General features: G+C 70.2%; 17 protein-coding genes. 3 read left to right on the top strand and 14 right to left on the bottom strand.

Annotated features, from left to right (window positions below; translation table 11 throughout):
• Positions 1-19 precede the first annotated feature (19 nt).
• Together DJ010_RS15695 and DJ010_RS15690 are read left to right on the top strand one after the other, a co-directional pair.
• Positions 20-2,008 (top strand): 2-oxoacid:acceptor oxidoreductase subunit alpha, encoded by a 1,989-nt coding sequence (locus tag DJ010_RS15695; protein ID WP_439331697.1) that lies wholly within the window; start codon positions 20-22, stop codon positions 2,006-2,008.
• The gene (locus DJ010_RS15690) at positions 2,005-3,123 is read left to right on the top strand and encodes a 2-oxoacid:ferredoxin oxidoreductase subunit beta (RefSeq protein WP_109695426.1); all 1,119 of its coding nucleotides are present in this window, start codon (positions 2,005-2,007) and stop codon (positions 3,121-3,123) included. Before DJ010_RS15695 ends, DJ010_RS15690 begins: the two co-directional genes overlap by 4 nt.
• A gap of 30 nt (positions 3,124-3,153) precedes the next feature.
• Here the strand turns inward: DJ010_RS15690 and DJ010_RS15685 are convergent, their stop codons facing one another.
• Positions 3,154-3,570, bottom strand: a complete 417-nt coding sequence (locus DJ010_RS15685) for a hypothetical protein (RefSeq protein WP_109695425.1) — start codon at positions 3,568-3,570, stop codon at positions 3,154-3,156.
• A 55-nt stretch (positions 3,571-3,625) separates the two neighbouring features.
• Between DJ010_RS15685 and rarD the strand changes: the two genes are divergently transcribed.
• Positions 3,626-4,537: an EamA family transporter RarD gene (rarD, locus tag DJ010_RS15680; RefSeq protein WP_211318822.1), complete on the top strand. Its 912-nt coding sequence runs from the start codon at positions 3,626-3,628 to the stop codon at positions 4,535-4,537.
• A 219-nt stretch (positions 4,538-4,756) separates the two neighbouring features.
• Here rarD and DJ010_RS15675 read toward each other — a convergent pair whose 3' ends face one another.
• The 13 genes from DJ010_RS15675 to DJ010_RS15615 are packed head-to-tail and all read right to left on the bottom strand — an operon-like array spanning position 4,757 to position 20,564.
• Positions 4,757-5,764, bottom strand: a complete 1,008-nt coding sequence (locus DJ010_RS15675; protein WP_109695423.1) for a polyprenyl synthetase family protein — start codon at positions 5,762-5,764, stop codon at positions 4,757-4,759.
• Positions 5,761-7,356, bottom strand: coding sequence for an NADH-quinone oxidoreductase subunit NuoN (nuoN, locus tag DJ010_RS15670; RefSeq protein WP_109695421.1), 1,596 nt, complete (start codon positions 7,354-7,356; stop codon positions 5,761-5,763). The genes DJ010_RS15675 and nuoN overlap by 4 nt, the downstream gene beginning before the upstream one ends.
• Positions 7,356-8,882 carry an NADH-quinone oxidoreductase subunit M gene (locus tag DJ010_RS15665; RefSeq protein WP_109695419.1) on the bottom strand — a complete coding sequence of 509 codons (1,527 nt, stop codon included), beginning with the start codon at positions 8,880-8,882 and terminating at the stop codon, positions 7,356-7,358. Before DJ010_RS15665 ends, nuoN begins: the two co-directional genes overlap by 1 nt.
• The gene (nuoL, locus tag DJ010_RS15660) at positions 8,882-10,831 is read right to left on the bottom strand and encodes an NADH-quinone oxidoreductase subunit L (protein WP_109695417.1); all 1,950 of its coding nucleotides are present in this window, start codon (positions 10,829-10,831) and stop codon (positions 8,882-8,884) included. The genes DJ010_RS15665 and nuoL overlap by 1 nt, the downstream gene beginning before the upstream one ends.
• 7 nt (positions 10,832-10,838) lie before the next feature.
• Entirely contained in the window at positions 10,839-11,138 is a 300-nt protein-coding gene (nuoK, locus tag DJ010_RS15655) for an NADH-quinone oxidoreductase subunit NuoK (RefSeq protein ID WP_109695415.1), read from the bottom strand.
• Positions 11,135-12,013: an NADH-quinone oxidoreductase subunit J gene (locus tag DJ010_RS15650; RefSeq protein ID WP_109695413.1), complete on the bottom strand. Its 879-nt coding sequence runs from the start codon at positions 12,011-12,013 to the stop codon at positions 11,135-11,137. The genes nuoK and DJ010_RS15650 overlap by 4 nt, the downstream gene beginning before the upstream one ends.
• A complete protein-coding gene (nuoI, locus tag DJ010_RS15645) occupies positions 12,010-12,600 on the bottom strand; it encodes an NADH-quinone oxidoreductase subunit NuoI (RefSeq protein WP_109695411.1) in 591 nt (196 codons plus the stop codon). The genes DJ010_RS15650 and nuoI overlap by 4 nt, the downstream gene beginning before the upstream one ends.
• Entirely contained in the window at positions 12,593-13,933 is a 1,341-nt protein-coding gene (nuoH, locus tag DJ010_RS15640; RefSeq protein WP_109695410.1) for an NADH-quinone oxidoreductase subunit NuoH, read from the bottom strand. Before nuoH ends, nuoI begins: the two co-directional genes overlap by 8 nt.
• Positions 13,930-16,422 carry an NADH-quinone oxidoreductase subunit G gene (locus DJ010_RS15635; protein ID WP_109695409.1) on the bottom strand — a complete coding sequence of 831 codons (2,493 nt, stop codon included), beginning with the start codon at positions 16,420-16,422 and terminating at the stop codon, positions 13,930-13,932. The genes nuoH and DJ010_RS15635 overlap by 4 nt, the downstream gene beginning before the upstream one ends.
• On the bottom strand, positions 16,419-17,729 hold the full coding sequence (gene nuoF, locus DJ010_RS15630; RefSeq protein WP_170124656.1) for an NADH-quinone oxidoreductase subunit NuoF: 1,311 nt from the start codon (positions 17,727-17,729) through the stop codon (positions 16,419-16,421). The genes DJ010_RS15635 and nuoF overlap by 4 nt, the downstream gene beginning before the upstream one ends.
• Positions 17,726-18,526 carry an NADH-quinone oxidoreductase subunit NuoE gene (gene nuoE, locus DJ010_RS15625; RefSeq protein ID WP_109695683.1) on the bottom strand — a complete coding sequence of 267 codons (801 nt, stop codon included), beginning with the start codon at positions 18,524-18,526 and terminating at the stop codon, positions 17,726-17,728. Before nuoE ends, nuoF begins: the two co-directional genes overlap by 4 nt.
• The gene (locus DJ010_RS15620; RefSeq protein ID WP_109695407.1) at positions 18,526-19,893 is read right to left on the bottom strand and encodes an NADH-quinone oxidoreductase subunit D; all 1,368 of its coding nucleotides are present in this window, start codon (positions 19,891-19,893) and stop codon (positions 18,526-18,528) included. The genes nuoE and DJ010_RS15620 overlap by 1 nt, the downstream gene beginning before the upstream one ends.
• The gene (locus DJ010_RS15615; RefSeq protein ID WP_281271145.1) at positions 19,893-20,564 is read right to left on the bottom strand and encodes an NADH-quinone oxidoreductase subunit C; all 672 of its coding nucleotides are present in this window, start codon (positions 20,562-20,564) and stop codon (positions 19,893-19,895) included. Before DJ010_RS15615 ends, DJ010_RS15620 begins: the two co-directional genes overlap by 1 nt.
• Between the last annotated feature and the right edge of the window lie 84 nt (positions 20,565-20,648).

Raw genomic sequence — 20,648 nt, 5'->3', positions numbered from 1 at the left:
AACTGAAACACGTTCTAGAATCAGCAGAGTGCTCAGCGAAAGTGGTCAGCAAGTGAGTCAGACCAAGCAGGTCAAGCAGCTCGACCGGGTGATCATCCGGTTCGCCGGCGACTCCGGCGACGGCATGCAGCTGACCGGTGACCGGTTCACCCAGGAGTCGGCCGTCTTCGGCAACGACCTGGTGACCCTGCCGAACTTCCCCGCCGAGATCCGCGCTCCTCAGGGCACCCTGCCGGGTGTCTCCTCGTTCCAGGTCCACTTCGCCGACCACGACATCCTCACCGCGGGCGACCGCCCCGACGTGCTGGTGGCGATGAACCCGGCGGCGCTGAAGGCCAACGTCGGCGACCTGCCCAAGGGCGCGGCGATCATCGTCGACACCCACGACTTCACCAAGCGCAACCTCGACAAGGCCGGGTACGACGTCAACCCCCTCGACCTGCTGGGGGACGCGAACGACCCGCTGGGCGAGTTCCAGGTGCACCCGGTCGACCTGACCGGGATGACGGTCGAGGCGGTCAAGGAGTTCGGCCTGTCGCGCAAGGACGCCGCCCGGGCGAAGAACATGTTCGCGCTGGGGCTGCTGTCGTGGATGTACGGCCGGCCGACCGAGCCGACCACGAAGTTCCTCGAGGGCAAGTTCAAGAAGAGCCCCGACATCCTGGGCGCCAACCTCGCGGCGTTCAAGGCCGGGTGGAACTTCGGTGAGACCACCGAGACGTTCGTGGTCCGCTACGAGATCAAGCCCGCGACGCTGCCGGCCGGCACCTACCGCAACATCACCGGCAACCTGGCGCTGTCCTACGGCCTGATCGCCGCCGGGGTCCGCTCCGGCCTGCCGGTGTTCCTCGGGTCCTACCCGATCACCCCGGCCTCCGACATCCTCCACGAGCTGAGCAAGCACAAGTCGTTCGGCGTGACCACGCTGCAGGCCGAGGACGAGATCGCCGGCATCGGCGCCGCGATCGGCGCCGCGTTCGCGGGGTCCCTCGGCGTCACGACGACCTCCGGGCCCGGCATCGCGCTGAAGTCCGAGGCGATCGGGCTCGCGGTGATGACCGAGCTCCCGCTGCTGGTCATCGACGTCCAGCGCGGCGGGCCGTCCACCGGGCTGCCGACCAAGACCGAGCAGGCCGACCTGCTGCAGGCGATGTACGGCCGCAACGGCGAGGCACCGGTGCCGATCGTGGCGCCGCAGTCACCCGGCGACTGCTTCTCCGCAGCGGTCGAGGCCGCGCGGATCGCCATCACCTACCGCACCCCGGTGATGCTGCTCTCCGACGGCTACCTCGCCAACGGCTCCGAGCCCTGGCGCATCCCCTCGCTGGAGGACCTGCCGCAGATCGACCCGGCGTTCGCCACCGGCCCGAACCACGCCGACGGCGAGGGCAACGAGGAGTTCTGGCCCTACCTGCGTGACGAGGAGACCCTGGCGCGGCCGTGGGCGGTCCCCGGCACCGCCGGTCTCGAGCACCGCATCGGCGGGCTGGAGAAGGGCGACGGGCACGGCAACATCTCCTACGACCCGGCCAACCACGACTTCATGGTCCGGACCCGGCAGGCCAAGGTCGAGGCGATCGCCAAGTCGCTGCCGCCGCTGGAGGTCGACGACCCCTCGGGCGAGGCACGCGTGCTGGTGATCGGCTGGGGCTCGACGTACGGCCCCATCGGTGCCGCGTGCCGCCGTGTCCGCCGCGCCGGCTACCACGTGGCGCAGACCCACCTGCGCCACCTCAACCCGTTCCCCGCCGACCTCGGCGACATCCTGAGCCGCTACGACAAGGTGCTCGTGCCCGAGATGAACCTGGGCCAGCTCTCCAAGCTGCTGCGCGCGGAGTACCTCGTCGACGCCATCGGCTACAACCACGTCCGCGGACTGCCCCTCAAGGCGGCCGAGCTCGCCGAGGCCATCGGCCAGCTCGTCGGCCAGGCCGAGGGCATCGACGTCGACCTGGGCGAACACGGACTGAACCCGCCTGCCGACCACGAAGAGGCACCCCTGTCATGAGCTCGACCACCACAGACCTCGGTACCCCGTCCTTCCGCTCCGGCACGGAGCTGATCCCGCGGCACGACTCAGCGGACGGCGCGCAGACCGCCAAGGAGTTCTCCTCCGACCAGGAGGTCCGCTGGTGCCCGGGCTGCGGCGACTACGCCGTGCTCAAGGCCGTGCAGTCCTTCCTCCCCGGCCTGGGCCTGCGCCGCGAGAACATCGTGTTCGTCTCCGGCATCGGCTGCTCCTCGCGGTTCCCCTACTACCTCGACACCTACGGCATGCACTCGATCCACGGCCGGGCGCCGTCGATCGCGACCGGCATCGCGACCGCCCGCGAGGACCTGTCGGTGTGGGTCGTCACCGGTGACGGCGACGCGCTGTCGATCGGCGGCAACCACCTCATCCACGCGCTGCGCCGCAACGTCAACATGACGATCCTGCTGTTCAACAACCGGATCTACGGGCTCACCAAGGGTCAGTACTCCCCCACCTCCGAGGTCGGGAAGATCACCAAGTCGACGCCGGTGGGGTCGCTCGACCACCCGTTCAACCCGGTCTCGCTGGCGCTCGGCGCCGAGGGCTCGTTCGTCGCGCGCACCATCGACAGCGATCGCAAGCACCTCACCGCCGTGCTCGAGGCCGCGGCCGCGCACCGGGGCACCTCGTTCGTCGAGATCTACCAGAACTGCCCGATCTTCAACGACGGTGCGTTCGACGCGATCAAGGACAACGACACCAAGGAGCACGCGATCATCCCGCTCGTCCACGGCGAGCCGATCACCTTCGGCACCCGCGGCGAGGACGGCCGGGGCGACAAGGGCCTGGCACGGGGCGCGGGCGGTGGTGTCGAGGTGGTCGAGACGGCGGCGGTGCCGGCGGAGCAGCTGCTCGTGCACGACGCCCACAACCCCGACCCGTCCACGGCGTTCGCGATCTCGCGGCTCACCGACGCGGGCTACCTCAACCGGTCCCCGATCGGCATCTTCCGCCAGGTCGAGCGGCCGACCTACGACGACCTCGCCCGCGCACAGGTCGCCGACGCCCGGACCGCGGCCGCTGCCGGCGGCAGCGACGACGACCGGCTCACCAAGCTGCTCAACGCCGGCGACACCTGGAACGTCGGCTGACCCAGCCAGTCCGGACCGGGTCGGCCCGGATCAGCTCGGGTTGTCGACGATCTTGCCGACGTAGATCTTCGTTGCCTTCGCCCAGCCGGCCGCGGGGATGAGCACCCGGTAGTGGCGGCCGACCTCACCGCGGAAGGTGATGCGCCAGACGCCGCGGGCCGAGGTGCGACCGGTCTTCACCGCGGTCCAGCGGCTGGTGCGGTTGCGCGCCGACTGCAGCGTCACCGCGCGGTTCTTCCACGTGACCACCCGCCCGCGGGTCCAGAACTTGTCGCCGGTCTTGCCGCGGGATGCCCAGCGGACGTCGTGCGGCGGGAGCTCCCCGCCCGGCGCTGCGGCCAGTGCGGCCGACGTCGTCGGGTGGTGGGCGGCCGCAGCGGGAGCGGAGGGGAGACCCACGAGAACCGGACCGACCAGGACGACGAGCGCGAGGAGGATGCGGCGCATGGGGGTCACCCTATAACCGGTGGTGTCATGACCGTCGCGGTCGTACGCTTGTGACGTGACGGAGTCGCGGCGCGGGCTGTTGTTCGGCGTCGGGGCCTACGGCCTGTGGGGCGTCTTCCCCCTTTACTTCCCGCTCCTGAAGCCCAGCGGGCCGGTCGAGATCCTCGCCCACCGGATCCTGTGGTCGGCGCTGGTCATGGCCGTGCTGGTGCTGGCGCTGCGGCGTCGCGCCGCCCTCCGCGACCTGCTCCGCGACCGTCGTACGACGCTGCTGCTGTTGCTCGCCGCGGCCACGATCACCGCCAACTGGGGCACCTACATCTACGGCGTGAACTCCGAGCGCGTCGTCGAGACCTCGCTCGGCTATTTCATCAACCCGCTGGTGACGGTGCTGATGGGCGTCCTCGTCCTCGGCGAGCGACTGCGGGCCGTGCAGTGGTCGGCGCTCGCCATCGGCTTCGTCGCGGTCGCAGTGCTCACCTGGGACTACGGACGGCCGCCGTGGGTGGCGCTCGTCCTGGCGTTCTCGTTCGGCACCTACGGCCTGGCGAAGAAGACCGCCAGCGTCGGCGCGATCGAGAGCCTCGCGGTCGAGACCAGCCTGGTCGCGCCGTTCGCACTCGTGTTCCTGATCTGGCTCGGCTCCTCCGGCGACGCGCACTTCGCCAGCGAGGGCGTGGGCCACGTGCTGCTGCTGATGCTGTCCGGCATCGTCACCGCCGTCCCGCTGCTGCTCTTCGGTGGTGCCGCCACCCGGATGACGATGACCTCGCTCGGGCTGCTGCAGTACCTCGCCCCGATCCTTCAGTTCGCCCTCGGCGTCACCGTCCTCGGCGAGCACATGCCTCCCGGCCGCTGGATCGGCTTCGCCCTGGTCTGGCTGGCCCTCTCCGTCTTCACGTGGGACGCCATCCGCGAGCGCCGCCGCCAGCAGATCGCGCTCGTCACCGAGGCCGCTGCCGTCTAGCGCGACCCGGCTCAAACTCGCACTCAGACCCCGCCGACCCGTCGCGAACTCGCACTCAGAACCCGTCGACCCGTCGCAAACTCGCACGCCCGGATGTGAGTTTGCGCCGGGTCGGCGCGTATCCGGCGTGAGTTTGCGCCGGGTCGGCGCGCTTCCGGCGTGAGTTTGCGCCGGGTCGGCGCGTTTTCGGCGTGAGTTTGTGCCGGGTCGGTGAGGGGGTCAGGCGGTGCGGACGGCGACGACGTCGGCGAAGGCCTCGAGGGCGCTGCGGACCGAGCCCTCGGGGAGGGCGGTGAGCAGGGCCTTCGCCTCCTGGGCACGGGCGACGACGTAGGCGCGGGCCTCGTCCATCGCGGGGTGCTTGCGGAGCAGGTCGAGGGCCTCGGCGTGGAGCTCGTCGTCGGTGAGGTCGGAGCGCGCCGGGTCGAGCAGCTCGAGCAGCCGGGCGTCGGCCGGATCCGTCGAGGCGCGGGCCATCAGCACCGGCAGGGTCGGCACGCCCTCGCGGAGGTCGGTGCCGGGAGTCTTGCCGGACTCCTCGGAGTCCGAGGCGATGTCGAGGATGTCGTCGGAGAGCTGGAAGGCGGTGCCGACGAGCTCGCCGTACTCCGTCAGCGCCGCGACGACCTCCGGCTTCGCACCGCTGAAGAGAGCGCCGTAGCGGGCGGACGTCGCGATCAGCGAGCCCGTCTTGCCGGCGACCACCTCGAGGTGGTGCTGCAGCGGGTCGTCGTCGGGACCGGGCTCGACGGTCTCGAGGATCTGCCCCTCGACCAGCCGGGTGAACGTCTCGGCCTGGATCCGCACCGCCTCGGGACCGAGCTGCGCGGTGAGCTCGGAGGACTTCGCGAACAGCCAGTCGCCGGTGAGGATCGCGACCAGGTTGTCGTAGCGGGAGTTGGCGGAGTCGGCGCCGCGACGCAGCGCGGCCTCGTCCATCACGTCGTCGTGGTAGAGCGACCCGACGTGGGTGATCTCGACGACGCAGGCCGCGGTGCGGACCTCCTCGGCGTCAGGACGCTCGCCGGCCTCGGCCGCGAGCAGCACCAGGAGCGGGCGGAACCGCTTGCCGCCCGCGGCGAGCAGGTGGCGCGCCGCTTCGGTGACGTACGGCGCGCGGCTGCTGGCGTGCTCGAACAGCGCCGCCTCGACCTTGGTCATCCGCTCCCGCAGCCGAGCCGCGAGGGCAACGTCTGCGATCGGGAGGGCGAGCTCAGCTGGGGTCACCTGATGAATTCTCCCGCACCCACCACGAGATCGAGCACCGGGCCCGGCACGATGCCGAGGACGAGCGTCGCCGCGAGACAGATCGCGACGGTCCCGGTCGTCAGCAGCGAGGGCTCGGTGACGGCGGCCGCGCCGTCCGGGTCGGGCTCGCTGAAGAACATCAGCCGGATCTGCCGGATGTAGAAGAACACCGCGATGATGCTCGCGGTGATCGCCGGGAGCACCACCCACCAGAAGCCCGCGGACATCGCCGAGGTGAAGACCGCCCACTTGCCGACGAAGCCCGACGTCAGCGGGATGCCCGCCATCGAGAGCATGAAGAACGCGAACGCTCCCGCCACGAGCGGCGACCGCTTGCCGAGCCCGGACCACGAGGACCCGCCGGTGGCCTCGCCGCCGGCGTCACGGACCACGGTCAGCAGCGCGAAGGCGCCGACGGAGGCGAAACCGTAGGTGGTGAGGTAGAACAGCACGCCCTCGAGCGAGGTGTACTGGTTGTCACCGAGCTCGCCCGAGCCCTGCGCACCGATCACGCCGGTCAGCAGGAAGCCGGTGTGCGCGATCGCGGAGTAGGCGAGCATCCGCTTCACGTCGGTCTGCGCGACCGCGAGGACCGCACCGAGCAGCATGGTCACGATCGCGACCACCGCGAGCATCGGCTGCCAGCTCCACCGCTCGGCGTCGAACGCGACGTAGAAGAGGCGGAGCAGCGCGCCGAACGCCGCGACCTTGGTGGCGGCCGACATGAACGCGGTGACCGCGGTGGGCGCGCCCTGGTAGACGTCGGGGGTCCAGGCCTGGAACGGCGCGGCGCCGACCTTGAACAGCAGACCGACCGCGAGCAGCGCGATGCCGACGAGCAGCAGGGTGTGGTCGGCGGTGCCCTCGCGGACGGCCTGGTCGATGTCGGAGAGCGACACCGAGCCCGCGTAGCCGTAGACCAGCGCGGCGCCGTACAGGAAGAAGCCGGAGGAGAAGGCGCCGAGGAGGAAGTACTTCATCGCCGCCTCCTGGCTGAGCAGGCGCCGGCGTCGGGCCAGCCCGCAGAGCAGGTAGAGCGGGAGCGAGAGCACCTCGAGCGCGACGAACATCGTCAGCAGGTCGCCGGACGCCGGGAACAGCAGCATGCCGCCGATCGAGAACAGCAGCAGCGGGTAGACCTCGGTGTGGTCGAGACCCTTGGTCGCGGCGATCCGCTCCGCCTCGGTGCCCGGCAGCGCCGCCGCCTGGCCGGCGAACGCGGAGAGCCCACCCTCGAGCCGACGCTCGGCGAACAGCGCCGTGCCGAGGATGCCGAAGACGAGCACCAGGCCCCAGAGGTACAGGGTCGGGCCGTCGACGATGATGCTGCCCTCGGCGCCGACCAGGCCGCGGGCGGCGCCGTCGGCGTGCTTGTCGACGTCGGTGGCGACGTAGATGGTCGCGCCGAGCGCGCCCGCGAGGCCGACGAGGGTCACCAGCACCTGCGGGACCCGGCGGGTCTCGCGCGGGAGGAACGCCTCGACGAGCACTCCGAGACACGCAGCGCCGAAGACGACGAACAGCGGGATCAGCTCGACGTACTCGATCGTGGGCTTGCCGAAGTCAGGCATCAGTGGTCACCCTCCGTCTCGGCGTGGGGGACGTCGGCTGGTACGTCGGGGGCGTCGTCCTCGACGCCGACGTGGGCCAGCAGCTCGTCGGTGAACGGGTTGGCGACGTCGAGCAGCGGTGCCGGGTAGAACCCGAACAGCACCAGCGCCACCAGCAGCGGCGCGACCGCCCCGACCTCGCGCGGACCGAGGTCCTTGGCGTCCTTCTCGACCTCGACGGCGGTCGGACCGGTCATAGTGCGCTCGTACATCCACAGGACGTAGATCGCGGCCAGGACCACCGCGGTGACGGCGATCGCGCCGACCCACCAGGCGTAGTCGAACGCCGAGACCAGCACCAGGAACTCGGACACGAACGGGCTGAGGCCCGGGAGGCCGAGCGTGGCGAGGCCGGCGACAAGGAACACCCCGGCCAGCACCGGCGTCGCCTTCTCCAGCCCGCGCAGCTCGCGGATGCTCATCGTGCCGCGGCGGTGGTAGATGTAGCCGGCCGCGAGGAACAGCGCGGCGGTGCCGATGCCGTGGTTGACCATGTAGAGAATCGCGCCCGTGCTGCCCTGGCTGCTCAGCGCGAAGATGCCGAGCGTGATGAAACCGAAGTGGCTGAGCGAGGTGAGGCCGATCAGCCGCAGCATGTCGTCCTGGCCGATCGCGATGAGCGCGCCGTACACGATGGAGATCAGCGCCAGCGTGATCACCAGTGGCGTCGCCCACTCCGACGCCTCCGGGAAGATCCCGAGGCAGAACCGCAGCATCCCGAACGTGCCGATCTTGTCGAGCACGCACACGAGCAGCACCGACGTGCCGGGCGTGGCCTTCTCGGTGGTGTCGGCCAGCCAGGTGTGCAGCGGGAACAGCGGCGCCTTGATGGCGAACGCGATGAAGAACCCGAAGAACAGCCAGCGGCCGGCGTCGGTCCCGATGTCGAGCGCCATCAGGTCCGAGAGCAGGTACGACGGGTCGCCCTGCTCGGCGGAGACGACGTACAGCCCGATGACCGAGGCCAGCAGGATCAACCCGCCCGCGAGCTGGAACATCAGGAACTTCGTGGCCGCCGCGCTGCGTCCGTCGCGGCCGAAGCCGCCGACGAGGAAGTACGCCGGGACCAGCGTGGCCTCGAAGACCACGTAGAAGAGGAACACGTCGGTCGCGCAGAACACCGCCAGCGAGAGCGCCTCGAGCGCGAGCGTCCACGCCACGAACGACCGCGCGCCGGCGCCCTTCGCGTCGTCGGCGGTGAACCACTCGGCGGCCAGCACCAGCGGCACCAGCGCGACCGTGAGCAGCACGAGCAGCAGGCCGAGACCGTCGACGCCGAGCGCGTAGTGGACCCCGAACGCCTCGATCCAGGTGTGGGTCTCGGTCAGCTGCATGCCGCCGTCGACCTCGTAGCGGACCGCGACGACCACGCCGAGGACCAGCGTCACCAGGGCGACGCCCATGCCCAGCGTCTTGCTCAGCGCGCGCGGCGCGACCGCGACAGCAAGCGCTCCCACGAGCGGGAGCCAGATCAGGACACTCAGCATCAGAGGTTCACCGCCACCAGGGTCAGGACGAGGATCAAGGCGCCTCCGAGGACGGACAGGGCGTAGGAGCGCACGTAGCCGGTCTGCACGTGGCGCAGGCCGTGGCCGATGCCGCGGACGATGCCCGAACCACCCATGAAGGTGCCGTCGACGACCTTGCGGTCGGTCTCGACGAGCGCGGTGACCAGCTCGCTGCCGGGGCGGACGACGATCACGTCGTTGATCGCGTCGCCGTAGAGGTCGGCGCGCGCCGCCTTCACCGCGAACGACACGTCGGCCGGGGCCTCACGCGGCACGTCGCGCTTCTGGAAGAGCAGGAACGCGAGGCCGGCACCGAGGGCGACCACCAGGACCACGATGATCGTGATCACGATCGCCGGCAGCGGCGGGTCCTCGTGCTCGACGTGCCCGACGACCGGGCTCAGGAAGTCGACGATCCAGTTGCCGGCCAGCATGATGCCACCGAGCACGGAGAGCGCAGCCAGCACGATGAGCGGCACCGTCATCACGGCGGGCGACTCGTGCGGGTGGACGCCGTCCTCCCACCGCTTCTTGGTGAAGAAGGTCAGCAGCATCATCCGGGTCATGTAGAAGCCGGTGATGCCCGCGCCGATCGTCGCGAGGATCCCGACGAGCAGGTTCTCGGTCAGCGCGACCTCGATGATCTTGTCCTTGGAGAAGAAGCCCGAGAACCCGGGGAACCCGATGATCGCGAGGTAGCCCATCGCGAAGGTCAGGAAGGTGACCGGGAGCAGCTTCTGCAGGCCGCCGTAGTGACGCATGTTCACGTCGTCGTCCATCGCGTGCATGACCGAGCCGGCACCCAGGAACATGTTGGCCTTGAAGAAGCCGTGGGTCAGCAGGTGGAAGATCGCGAAGGCGTAACCGGCCACGCCGAGCCCGGCGCCGAGCATCATGTAGCCGATCTGGCTCATCGTGGAGCCGGCCAGGCCCTTCTTGATGTCGTCCTTGGCGCAACCGAGGATCGCGCCCCACAGCAGCGTCACCGTCGCGACCACCACGACCGCGGTCTGCGCGGTCGGCGCCAGCTCGAAGATGAAGTTCGAGCGGGTGATCAGGTAGACGCCGGCGGTGACCATGGTGGCCGCGTGGATGAGCGCCGACACGGGGGTCGGGCCCTCCATCGCGTCGAGCAGCCAGGCCTGCAGCGGCACCTGGGCCGACTTGCCGCAGGCGCCGACGAGCAGCAGCACGCCGATCCAGTTGAGCGTCGTCTCGGACGCGCCGGCGCTCAGCGCGCTGACGCCGCTGAAGCTGGTCGTGCCGAACGTGACGAACATCAGGAAGATCGCCAGGCCCAGGCCCATGTCGCCGACCCGGTTGATGACGAACGCCTTCTTGGCGGCGGCCGCGGCGGACGGCTTGTGCTGCCAGAACCCGATGAGGAGGTACGACGCGAGGCCCACGCCCTCCCAGCCGAGGAAGAGGCCCACGTAGTTCTCCGAGAGCACCAGCATCAGCATCGCGGCGACGAACAGGTTGAGGTAGCCGAAGAACCGGCGTCGGCGCGGGTCGTGCGCCATGTAGCCGATCGAGTAGACGTGGATCAGCGAGCCGACGCCGGTGATCAGCAGCAGGAACATCGCCGACAGCGGGTCGTAGAGCAGGTCCATCCCGACGTCGAGGCCGCCGACCTCGAACCAGTCGTAGAGGTGCTGCGCGACCTGCCGGTCGCCCTCGTCGCGACCGAGCACGTTGATGAAGCAGACCAGGCTGATGACGAACGAGCCGATCGGCAGGGCAGTGCCGAGGTAGTGGCCCCACTTGTCGGTGTACTTGCCACCGAGCAGCAGGATCGCGGCACCGAGCAGCGGCAGCGCGATGATCAGCCACAGCAACGAGAAGGCGCCGTCGGCCTCGGCCGGTGCGACCACGGGGATGTGGTGCTCGACGTCCGCGGCAGCGGTGAGCAGCAGTTGGGTACTCATCGGCCTCTCAGAACTTCAGCAGGCTGGCGTCGTCGACCGAGGCCGACCGACGGGTCCGGAAGATGGTCATGATGATCGCGAGCCCGATCACGACCTCGGCCGCGGCCACCACCATCACGAAGAAGGCGGCGACCTGACCGTCGAGGTTGCCGTGCTGGTGGGCGAACGCGACGAAGGCCAGGTTGCACGCGTTGAGCATCAGCTCCACGCACATGAACACGACGATCGCGTTGCGCCGGGTCAGCACGCCGATCGACCCGATGGTGAAGAGGATCGCGGACAGGACGATGTACGGCGTAAGGCTCACTTGTGGTCACCCTTTCCCTGGCCTCGCACACCGTGGTCACCGTTGGTCGCGGCCTGATCTTCCTCAGAGCTCGCTGTAGCGCCGGCCTTGCCGCTGGTCTCCGGCTTGGTGGCGACGTCCTGGCCGAGCTGGGCGGTGATGTCGTCGATGTCGTCGGCGAGGGTGTCGGCCGCGCGGACCGAGCCGCGCGCGGCGAGCACCCGGGAGACCGAGGCCGGCGCCGGGCTGCCGTCAGGCAGCAGGGCAGGGGTGTCGACCGCGTTGTGCCGCGCGTAGACGCCCGGCGGGGGCAGCGGGCCGAGGTGGGTGCCCTTCTCGGTGAAGTCGCGCACCCGCTGGGCGGCGATCGCGGCCTGGCCGGCCTTCGGCGAGAGCCGCTCGCGGTGTGCCAGCACCATCGCGCCGACGGCCGCGGTGATCAACAGCGCGCTGGTGACCTCGAAGGCGAAGACGTAGCGGGAGAACAGCAGGTTGGCCAGCGCCTGGACGTTGCCGCCCTCGTTGGCCCCGCCCTCGCCGTCGAGGCCGACCGCGGTGCCGAACGTGATCTGGGTGAGACCGACGAGCAGGACGACGGCGAAGACCAGACCGGTGAGCCAGGCCAGCGCGCGCTGGCCCCTGATGGTCTCGACGAGGGAGTCGGACGCGTCGACGCCGACCAGCATCAGCACGAACAGGAACAGCATCAGGATCGCGCCGGTGTAGACGATGATCTGGACCGCGAAGAGGAACGGCGCCTCGAGCACGGCGTACAGGATCGCCAGGCTGATCATGACGACGGCCAGCAGCAGCGCGGCGTGCACGGCCTTGCGCACGAACAGGATGCCCAGCGCGGCCAGCACCATGATCGGTGCCAGGACCCAGAACGCGGTCATGCGGTGTCCCCTCCTGCCGCCGCGGCCTTGTACTCGCCCTTGTAGTAGTCCTTCTCGTCGTCGCCCAGCCGCATCGGGTGCGGGGGCTGCTCCATGCCGGGCAGCAGCGGGGCGAGCAGGTCGGACTTCTCGTAGATCAGGTCGCGCCGGTTGTCGTCGGCGAGCTCGTACTCGTTGGTCATCGTCAGCGCGCGGGTCGGGCACGCCTCGATGCAGAGCCCGCACAGGATGCACCGCAGGTAGTTGATCTGGTAGACGCGGCCGTAGCGCTCGCCGGGCGAGTACCGCTGCGAGTTCCCGTCGGGGTCCGGCTCGTCGACGTTGGACGCGCCCTCGACGTAGATCGCGTCGGCCGGGCAGGCCCACGCGCACAGCTCGCAACCGACGCACTTCTCCAGTCCGTCCGGCCACCGGTTGAGCTGGTGGCGGCCGTGGAAGCGCGGCGCGGTCGGGAGCTTCTCCTTGGGGTACTGCTCGGTGACGACCTTGCGGAACATCGTCCGGAAGGTCACGCCGAACCCGGCGACCGGGTCCCAGAACTGCTCCTTCAGGGAAGGAGAGCCCTGCTTGCCGGGGTTCTCAGCCATGGGTCGTCCCTCGCTCGTCGGTGCTCTGGGTAGTGGTCACGGGGTCGCTGGCGAACACCAGCGGCCGGGCCGCGCCCTGCACGGCGCCGCCGTCGGGCATCGGCGGGACGGGGAACCCGCCCTTGCGCTGCGAGTCCCGGCTCCGCTGTCCGTCAGCGCCGGTGGTCGAGCCTGTCGCGGCCCTCTCGGGGATGAGGAAGAGCACCAGGAACAGCGCGAGCAGGCCACCGGCGACGATCATCGCGGTCTGCCGGTCGAACTCGAGGTCCTCCCGGGCGACCCGCATCGTCGCGACCGCGACGATCCAGATCAGCGAGATCGGGATCAGCCGCTTCCACCCGAACGCCATGAACTGGTCGTAGCGCAGTCGCGGGAGCGAGCCACGCAGCCAGATGAAGATGAAGATGAAGAACATGACCTTGCCGAAGAACCACAGCACCGGCCAGTAGCCCTCGTTGGCGCCGGCCCAGAGCTCGTCGATCCAGAACGGTGCGTGCCACCCGCCGAGGAAGAGGGTGGTCGCCAGCGCGGACACGGTGGCCATGTTGATGTACTCGGCGAGGAAGAACAGCGCGAACTTCAGCGAGGAGTACTCGGTGTGGAAGCCGCCGACCAGCTCGCCCTCGGCCTCGGGGAGGTCGAACGGCGCCCGGTTGGTCTCACCGACCATCGCGATCGTGTAGATGACGAACGACGGCAGCAGGATCAGCCCGAACCACCAGTCCTCCTGGGCCGCGACGATCTCGCTGGTCGACATCGAGCCGGCGTACATGAACACCGACACGAGGGCGAGGCCCATCGCGACCTCGTAGGAGATCATCTGCGCGCTCGAGCGGAGCCCGCCGAGCAGGGAGTACGTCGAGCCGCTGGACCAGCCGCCGAGCACGATGCCGTAGATGCCGATGGACGCGATGGCCATCACGAACAGCACGGCGACCGGCATGTCGGTGAGCTGGAGCGGCGTGTGCTCGCCGAACAGGTTCACCTCGGGGCCGAACGGGATCACGCTGAACGTCACGAACGCGGGCACGGTCGCGATGACCGGCGCGAGGATGAAGACGACCTTGTCGGCGCCCTTGGGAGTCAGGTCCTCCTTCAGCGCCAGCTTCACGCCGTCGGCCAGCGACTGGAGCAGCCCGAAGGGGCCGTGCACGTTGGGACCGATGCGGTGCTGCATCCGGGCGACGACCCGTCGCTCCCACCAGATGTTGAACAGGGTGAGCAGCACCAGGACGACGAAGATCATCAGCGTCTTGACGACGACGATCCACCAGACGTCGTTGCCGAAGCCGGGCAGTTCGCCGGCCGCCAGGGGCACCAGGTCCGGAGTCATGCCTGTCCTCCCTCGACTCGCACGCGACTGCCCGGTGAGGCCAGGTCGCTGAGAACGCCGGCGCCGAACGAGTTCGCCGGCACCCACACCACACCGTCGACCAGGTCGTCGGCCACCGCGGCGGGCAGCGTGACCGACCCGCGGTCACCGGTGATCGTGATCGTCGGACCGTGGGCGTCGAAGACCGCACGGGTCACCAGCGCGACCGGCGGCCGCGCCGTGGCCTTCAGGTACTTGTCGCCGTCCTGCATCCGGCCGTTGTCGAGCGACTGCTTCCAGGTGGCGAGCCGGAGGTGGTCGACGCCGTCGGTGGTCTCGACAGGCTCGACCGACGACGACGGCTCGACCGGCTGGGCCCCGGTGGTCGAGCTTGTCGAGACCCCGTCCCACGGCCCCAGCTGGGCCATCTCGGCGCGGACCTCGGCAACCGTTCGGAAGCCGAGCGGTGCCGCAGCCGAGACCAGGCTCATCTCCTCGGCGATGCCGGAGAGGATCCGCAGGTCCGGCAGCGAGGACGGGTTGCTGAGCGTGGCCTCGAACGGGCGGAGGCGGCCCTCCCAGTTCACGAAGGACCCGGACTTGTCGCTGACCGGCGCGACCGGCAGCACCACGTCGGCGAGGGCGGTCACCTCCGAGGAGCGCAGGTCGAGCGCGACGACGAAGCCGGCGCCCTCGATCGCGGCGCGCGTGGCAGCGGGATCAGCGGTGTCGAGCGGGTCGACGCCGGCAACCACCAGGCCGCCGAGCTCGCCGGCGGCCAGCGCGGCGACGATCGCGTCGGCGTCCCGTCCCTCGGCCTCGGGCAGCGCGTCGACGCCCCAGGCGGTGGCGACGTCGACCCGGGCGGCCGCGTCGGCCACCGGACGGCCACCGGGCAGCAGGTTCGGCAGGCAGCCGGCCTCGACCGCGCCGCGGTCGCCGGCGCGGCGCGGCACCCAGGCCAGCCGGGCTCCCGACTTCGCCGCGAGCTCGGCCGCAGCGGAGAGGGCCCCGGGCACGGTCGCGAGCCGCTCGCCGACCAGCACCACGGCGGTGCTGTCGATGCCGTACTCGGACTGCTCGAGGAGGGAGCGGATCGCGGCCGGCTCGTCGCCGGGTGCGGTCGGCACCAGCCGGCCGGACAGCTTGCCCAGCCCCCGGGTCGTGTACGGCGCCAGCGCGACCACCTGGGTGCGTCCGGCGAGCACCGCCTTGCGCAGCCGCAGGAAGATCGCACCCGCCTCGTCCTCGGGCTCCAGCCCGACGAGCACCACCTTCGAGGCGGACTCGAGGTCGTCGTACGTCACGCCCCCGTTGCCCGGGGTTGTCAGCACCACCTGCGCGGCGAGGAACGAGGTCTCCTCGGCCGAGAGCGGCCGCGCGCGGAAGTCGATGTCGTTGGTGCCGAGCGCCACCCGCGCGAACTTGCTGTAGGCGTAGGCGTCCTCGGCCGTGAGCCGGCCGCCGGTCAGCACACCGACACCGCCGGCGTCCTTGGCGGCGGCGAGGCCGCGCGCCGCGACGGCGAACGCCTCGGGCCACGACGCCGGACGCAGGTTGCCGTCGGTGTCCCGGACCTGCGGGTAGGTGATCCGGTCGTCCAGGTGGGCGTAGGTGAACGCGAAGCGGTCCTTGTCGGTGATCCACTCCTCGTTGACCTCGGGGTCGTTGCCGGCCAGCCGGCGCATCACCTGGCCGCGCCGGTGGTCGACGCGGATCGCGGAGCCGCAGGCGTCGTGCTCGGCGACGGCCGGGGCCGACACCAGGTCGAACGGACGGGACCGGAAGCGGTAGGCCTCCGAGGTCAGCGCGCCGACGGGGCAGATCTGGATGACGTTGCCGGAGAAGTACGACAGGAACGGCGCGTCCTCCGCGATGCCGATCTGCTGCTGGGCGCCACGCTCGAGGAGCTCGATGAACGGGTCGCCGGCGATCTCGTCGGCGAACCGGGTGCACCGCTGGCAGACGATGCACCGCTCGCGGTCGAGCAGCACGATCGGCGAGAGGTTGATCGGCTTCGGGAAGGTGCGCTTGATGGCGGGGGCGATCCCCTCGTCGCCGCCGGAGAACCGCGACTCGGCGCGACCGTTGGACATCGCCTGGTTCTGCAGCGGGCACTCACCGCCCTTGTCGCAGACCGGGCAGTCCAGCGGATGGTTGATGAGCAGGAACTCCATCACGCCCTGCTGCGCCTTGTCGGCGACCGGGCTGGTGGCCTGCGTGTTGACGACCATGCCCTCGGCGACGGGGAGCGTGCACGAGGCCTGCGGCTTGGGGAAGCCGCGACCGTTGCCCGCGTCCGGCACGTCGACCAGGCACTGCCGGCAGGCGCCGACCGGCGCGAGCAGCGGGTGGTCGCAGAACCGCGGGACCTGGACGCCGACCTGCTCGGCGGCGCGGATGACCAGGGTGTCCTTCGGCACGGCGACCTGGATGCCGTCGATCGTCACGTTGACCAGGTCGGTCCGCTCGACCTCGCCGGCCGCCGCCTTCTCGGGAGTGGTCGTCATGCCGTCACCTCCTGGCCCGCCCAGGCGGTCGACCGCTCGGGGTCGAACGGGCAGCCGCCCTGGGTGAGGTGGGCGAGGTACTCGTCGCGGAAGTACTGGATCGAGCTCGAGATCGGGCTGGTCGCACCGTCGCCGAGCGCGCAGAAGGAGCGACCCAAGATGTTGTCGCACTGGTCGAGGAGCAGGTCGAGGTCGGCCTCGTTGCCCTGCCCCTTCTCCAGCCGGGCCAGCGTCTGCACCAGCCACCAGGTGCCCTCACGGCACGGGGTGCACTTGCCGCACGACTCGTGCTTGTAGAACTCCGTCCAGCGCAGCACGGCGCGGACGACGCAGACGCTGTCGTCGAAGATCTGCAGGGCCCGGGTGCCGAGCATCGAGCCGGCGGCCCCTACCCCCTCGAAGTCGAGCGGGACGTCGAGGTGCTCGGCGGTCAGCAGCGGCGTGCTGGAGCCGCCGGGCGTCCAGAACTTGAGGTCGTGTCCCGCGCGCACGCCGCCCGCGAGCTCGAGCAGCTGGCGCAGGGTGATGCCGAGCGGAGCCTCGTACTGTCCCGGCTTCTGGACGTGCCCGGACAGCGAGAAGATCCCGTAGCCCTTGGACTTCTCGGTGCCCATCGACGCGAACCAGGCCGCGCCGTTGGCGACGATGCTCGGCACGGAGGCGATCGACTCGACGTTGTTGATGACCGTCGGGCTGGCGTAGAGACCGGCGACCGCGGGGAACGGGGGGCGCAGCCGCGGCTGGCCGCGGCGTCCCTCCAGACCCTCGAGCAGCGCGGTCTCCTCGCCGCAGATGTAGGCGCCGGCGCCGGCGTGGACGACCACGTCGAGGTCGAAGCCCGAGCCGTGGATGTTCTTGCCGAGGTGGCCGGCGGCATAGGCCTCCTGGACCGCGGCCTGCACCCGGCGGATGACGTGGAGCACCTCGCCGCGGATGTAGATGAACGCCTTGTTGGCCCGGATGGCGTAGGAGCTGACGATCACGCCCTCCACGAGCACGTGCGGGTTGGCCATCATCAGCGGGATGTCCTTGCAGGTGCCCGGCTCGGACTCGTCGGCGTTCACGACGAGGTACTTGGGCTTCGGGTTGTCCTGCGGGATGAACGACCACTTCATGCCGGTCGGGAAGCCGGCGCCGCCACGGCCCCGCAGGCCGGAGTCCTTGACCGCGGTGATGACGTCGTCCTGGCTCATGCCGAAGGCCTTGTCGAGCGCCTGGTAGCCGCCCTTGGCCTCGTAGGCCGCCAGCGTCCAGGAGCGATCGACGTCCCACATGTCCGTGAGGACCGGCGTCAGCGTGCTGGTCACTTCGCCTCCTTCTTCTCGGCCCCGGCCTCGTCGGCACCGGACGTCTCGTCGACGGTCTCGGCCTCGGCGCGCGAGGTGTCGGCCTCGGCGACCGCGCCCTGCTTGGAGTCGGCCGACCCGACGGCGGCAGCAGCAGGTGCGCCCTCGGGGGCGGTCCAACCCTGCTCGCGCGCGATCTCGAGACCGGCGAGGCTGGCCGGCCCGGCGGCCGGGCCCTCGTCGACGAGCCCGTCGGGGAAGCCCGCGAGCACGCGCTCGGCCTCGCGCCAGGTGCACAGTCTCGGGCCACGCGTGGACCGCACGTCGTGGCCGGCGCGGAGCGACTCGACCATCTGGACGGCGCCCTCGGGCGTCTGGTTGTCCATGAACTCCCAATTGACCATCACGACCGGTGCGTAGTCGCAGGCCGCGTTGCACTCGATGTGCTCGAGGCTCACGGAGTACTGGTCGCCCTGCCGCTTCTCGGCGACCTCGTCGTTGCCGACGTCGAGGTGGTCCTTCAGCCGGGCGAAGATCGCGTCGCCGCCCATCACCGCGCACAGCGTGTTGGTGCAGACGCCGACGTGGAAGTCGCCGACCCCGTGCCGCTTGTACATCGTGTAGAAGGTCGCGACGCCGTTGACCTCCGCCGGGGAGATGTCGAGGATCTCCGCGCAGACCTCGATGGCCTCCGGGGTCACCTTGCCCTGCGCCGACTGCGCGAGGTGCAGCATCGGCAGCAGGCCGGAGCGCTTCTCCGGGTAGCGGGCCGCGATCTCGCGCAGCTCGCCGAGCGTCTTGTCGTCGAGTGGGGTGATCACCGGTCGACGCCTCCCATCACCGGGTCGAGGCTGGCGATCGCGACGACGACGTCGGAGAGCATGCCGCCCTCGCTCATCACGCCCATCGCCTGCAGGTTGTTGAACGACGGATCGCGGAAGTGGGCGCGGAACGGGCGGGTGCCGCCGTCGGAGACCACGTGGGCCCCGAGCTCGCCACGGGGCGACTCGATCGGCACGTAGGCCTGGCCCGCCGGCACCCGGAAGCCCTCGGTGACCAGCTTGAAGTGGTGGATCAGGGCCTCCATCGACTCGCCCATGATGTGGCGGATGTGGTCGAGGCTGTTGCCCATGCCGTCGCTGCCGATCGCGAGCTGGCTGGGCCAGGCGATCTTCTTGTCGGCGACCATGACCGGCTCGCCCTCCATCTTCGCGAGACGGTCGGCCGCCTGCTCGATGATCTTCAGCGACTCCCACATCTCGTTGAGACGCAGCCGGAACCGGCCGTAGGAGTCCGAGGTGTCCCAGGTCTGCACGTCGAAGTCGTAGGTCTCGTAGCCGCAGTACGGCGAGGTCTTGCGCAGGTCCCACGGGTAGCCGGTGCTCCGGAGGACCGGACCGGTGACCCCGAGCGCGAGACAACCCTCGAGGTCGAGGTGCCCGACGCCCTCCAGGCGGGCCTTGAAGATCGGGTTGGCGTTGCAGAGCGCGGCGTACTCCGGCAGCCGCTTCTTCATCAGGGCGACGAAACCGCGGATCTCGTCGAGAGCACCCGGGGGGAGGTCCTGGGCGACGCCGCCGGGGCGGATGAAGCCGTGGTTCATCCGAAGACCGGTGATCAGCTCGAACAGGTCGAGGACCAGCTCGCGTTCACGGAAGCCGATCGTCATCACGGTGAGCGCGCCGATCTCCATGCCGCCGGTGGCGATGCAGACCAGGTGGGAGGAGAGGCGGTTGAGCTCCATCAGGAGCACCCGCATCACGTTGGCCTTCTCCGGGATGGCGTCCTCGATGTCGAGCAGCCGCTCGACGCCCAGGCAGTAGGTCGCCTCGTTGAAGAACGGGCTCAGGTAGTCCATCCGGGTGCAGAACGTGACGCCCTGGACCCACGACCGGTACTCCATGTTCTTCTCGATGCCGGTGTGCAGGTAGCCGATGCCGCACCGGGCCTCGGTCACCGACTCGCCGTCGAGCTCGAGGATGAGCCGGAGCACACCGTGCGTCGACGGGTGCTGCGGACCCATGTTGACGACGACCCGCTCCTGCGCGTCGCCGCCCTGCTCGCCGAGACCGGCCGCGATCTCGTCCCAGTCCTGACCGGAGACGGTGAAGACCTTGCCGTCGGTGGTCTCCGACGCACCGGCGTAGATGTCTTCCGTCCCGGTGGTTGAGCTTGTCGAAACCATCAGGTGTAGCTCCTCCGCTGGTCGGGCGGCGGGATGGTGCCGCCCTTGTACTCGACCGGGATGCCGCCGAGGGGATAGTCCTTGCGCTGCGGGTGGCCCGGCCAGTCGTCGGGCATGAGGATCCGGGTCAGGGCTGGGTGGCCGTCGAAGATCAGCCCGAACATGTCGTAGGTCTCGCGCTCGTGCCAGTCGACGGCCGGGTAGACCGAGCAGATCGACGGCAGGTGCGGGTCGGCGTCGGGGACGCTGACCTCGACGCGGATCCGTCGGTTGTAGGTCATCGACAGGAAGCTGTAGACCGCGTGCAGCTCGCGACCGGCGTCCTCGGGGTAGTGCACGCCGTTGACGCCCGCGCACAGCTCGAAGCGGAGGCTCGGCTCGTCACGGAGCAGCTTGACCGCGGCGACCAGGTTCTCGCGCGCGATGTGGAAGGTGATCTCGCCCCGGTGGATCACGACCGACTCGATGAGGGGGTCGAGGCCGTCGGCGACCACGTCGAACCAACCGGCCCCTCCTGACCCTGTCGAAGGGCCGTAGGGCCGCTGGGCGGCCCCGGGGAGGACGACCGGTGCCACGAGCCCGCCGTACCCGCTGGTGTCGCCGGTGCCGCTGACGCCGAACATGCCGCGGCGCTCGCCGACCGGTCGGACCTCGCCGGTGGGCGCCGGCACGTTCTCGGGCGACTGGTCGACGGCCGGCTGCTGGACGGCAGGCTTCGGCTCCACGACCTCCTTCTCGGCGACCGGCTTGCCGAC

This window comes from Nocardioides silvaticus (genome assembly GCF_003160695.1).
GTDB classification, from domain to species: domain Bacteria; phylum Actinomycetota; class Actinomycetes; order Propionibacteriales; family Nocardioidaceae; genus Nocardioides; species Nocardioides silvaticus.
This window is presented reverse-complemented; position numbering and strand designations above follow the sequence as displayed.

Bases quoted from the DNA above. Each gene is read 5' to 3' on its own strand.
- DJ010_RS15635 (WP_109695409.1), bottom strand. From the start codon at position 16,422: ATGACGACCACTCCCGAGAAGGCGGCGGCCGGCGAGGTCGAGCGGACC.
- DJ010_RS15650 (WP_109695413.1), bottom strand. From the start codon at position 12,013: ATGACCGCGTTCTGGGTCCTGGCACCGATCATGGTGCTGGCCGCGCTG.
- DJ010_RS15665 (WP_109695419.1), bottom strand. From the start codon at position 8,882: ATGCTGAGTGTCCTGATCTGGCTCCCGCTCGTGGGAGCGCTTGCTGTC.
- DJ010_RS15690 (WP_109695426.1), top strand. From the start codon at position 2,005: ATGAGCTCGACCACCACAGACCTCGGTACCCCGTCCTTCCGCTCCGGC.
- nuoL (WP_109695417.1), bottom strand. From the start codon at position 10,831: ATGAGTACCCAACTGCTGCTCACCGCTGCCGCGGACGTCGAGCACCAC.
- DJ010_RS15685 (WP_109695425.1), bottom strand. From the start codon at position 3,570: ATGCGCCGCATCCTCCTCGCGCTCGTCGTCCTGGTCGGTCCGGTTCTC.
- nuoI (WP_109695411.1), bottom strand. From the start codon at position 12,600: ATGGCTGAGAACCCCGGCAAGCAGGGCTCTCCTTCCCTGAAGGAGCAG.
- DJ010_RS15620 (WP_109695407.1), bottom strand. From the start codon at position 19,893: ATGGTTTCGACAAGCTCAACCACCGGGACGGAAGACATCTACGCCGGT.
- nuoN (WP_109695421.1), bottom strand. From the start codon at position 7,356: ATGCCTGACTTCGGCAAGCCCACGATCGAGTACGTCGAGCTGATCCCG.
- nuoH (WP_109695410.1), bottom strand. From the start codon at position 13,933: ATGACTCCGGACCTGGTGCCCCTGGCGGCCGGCGAACTGCCCGGCTTC.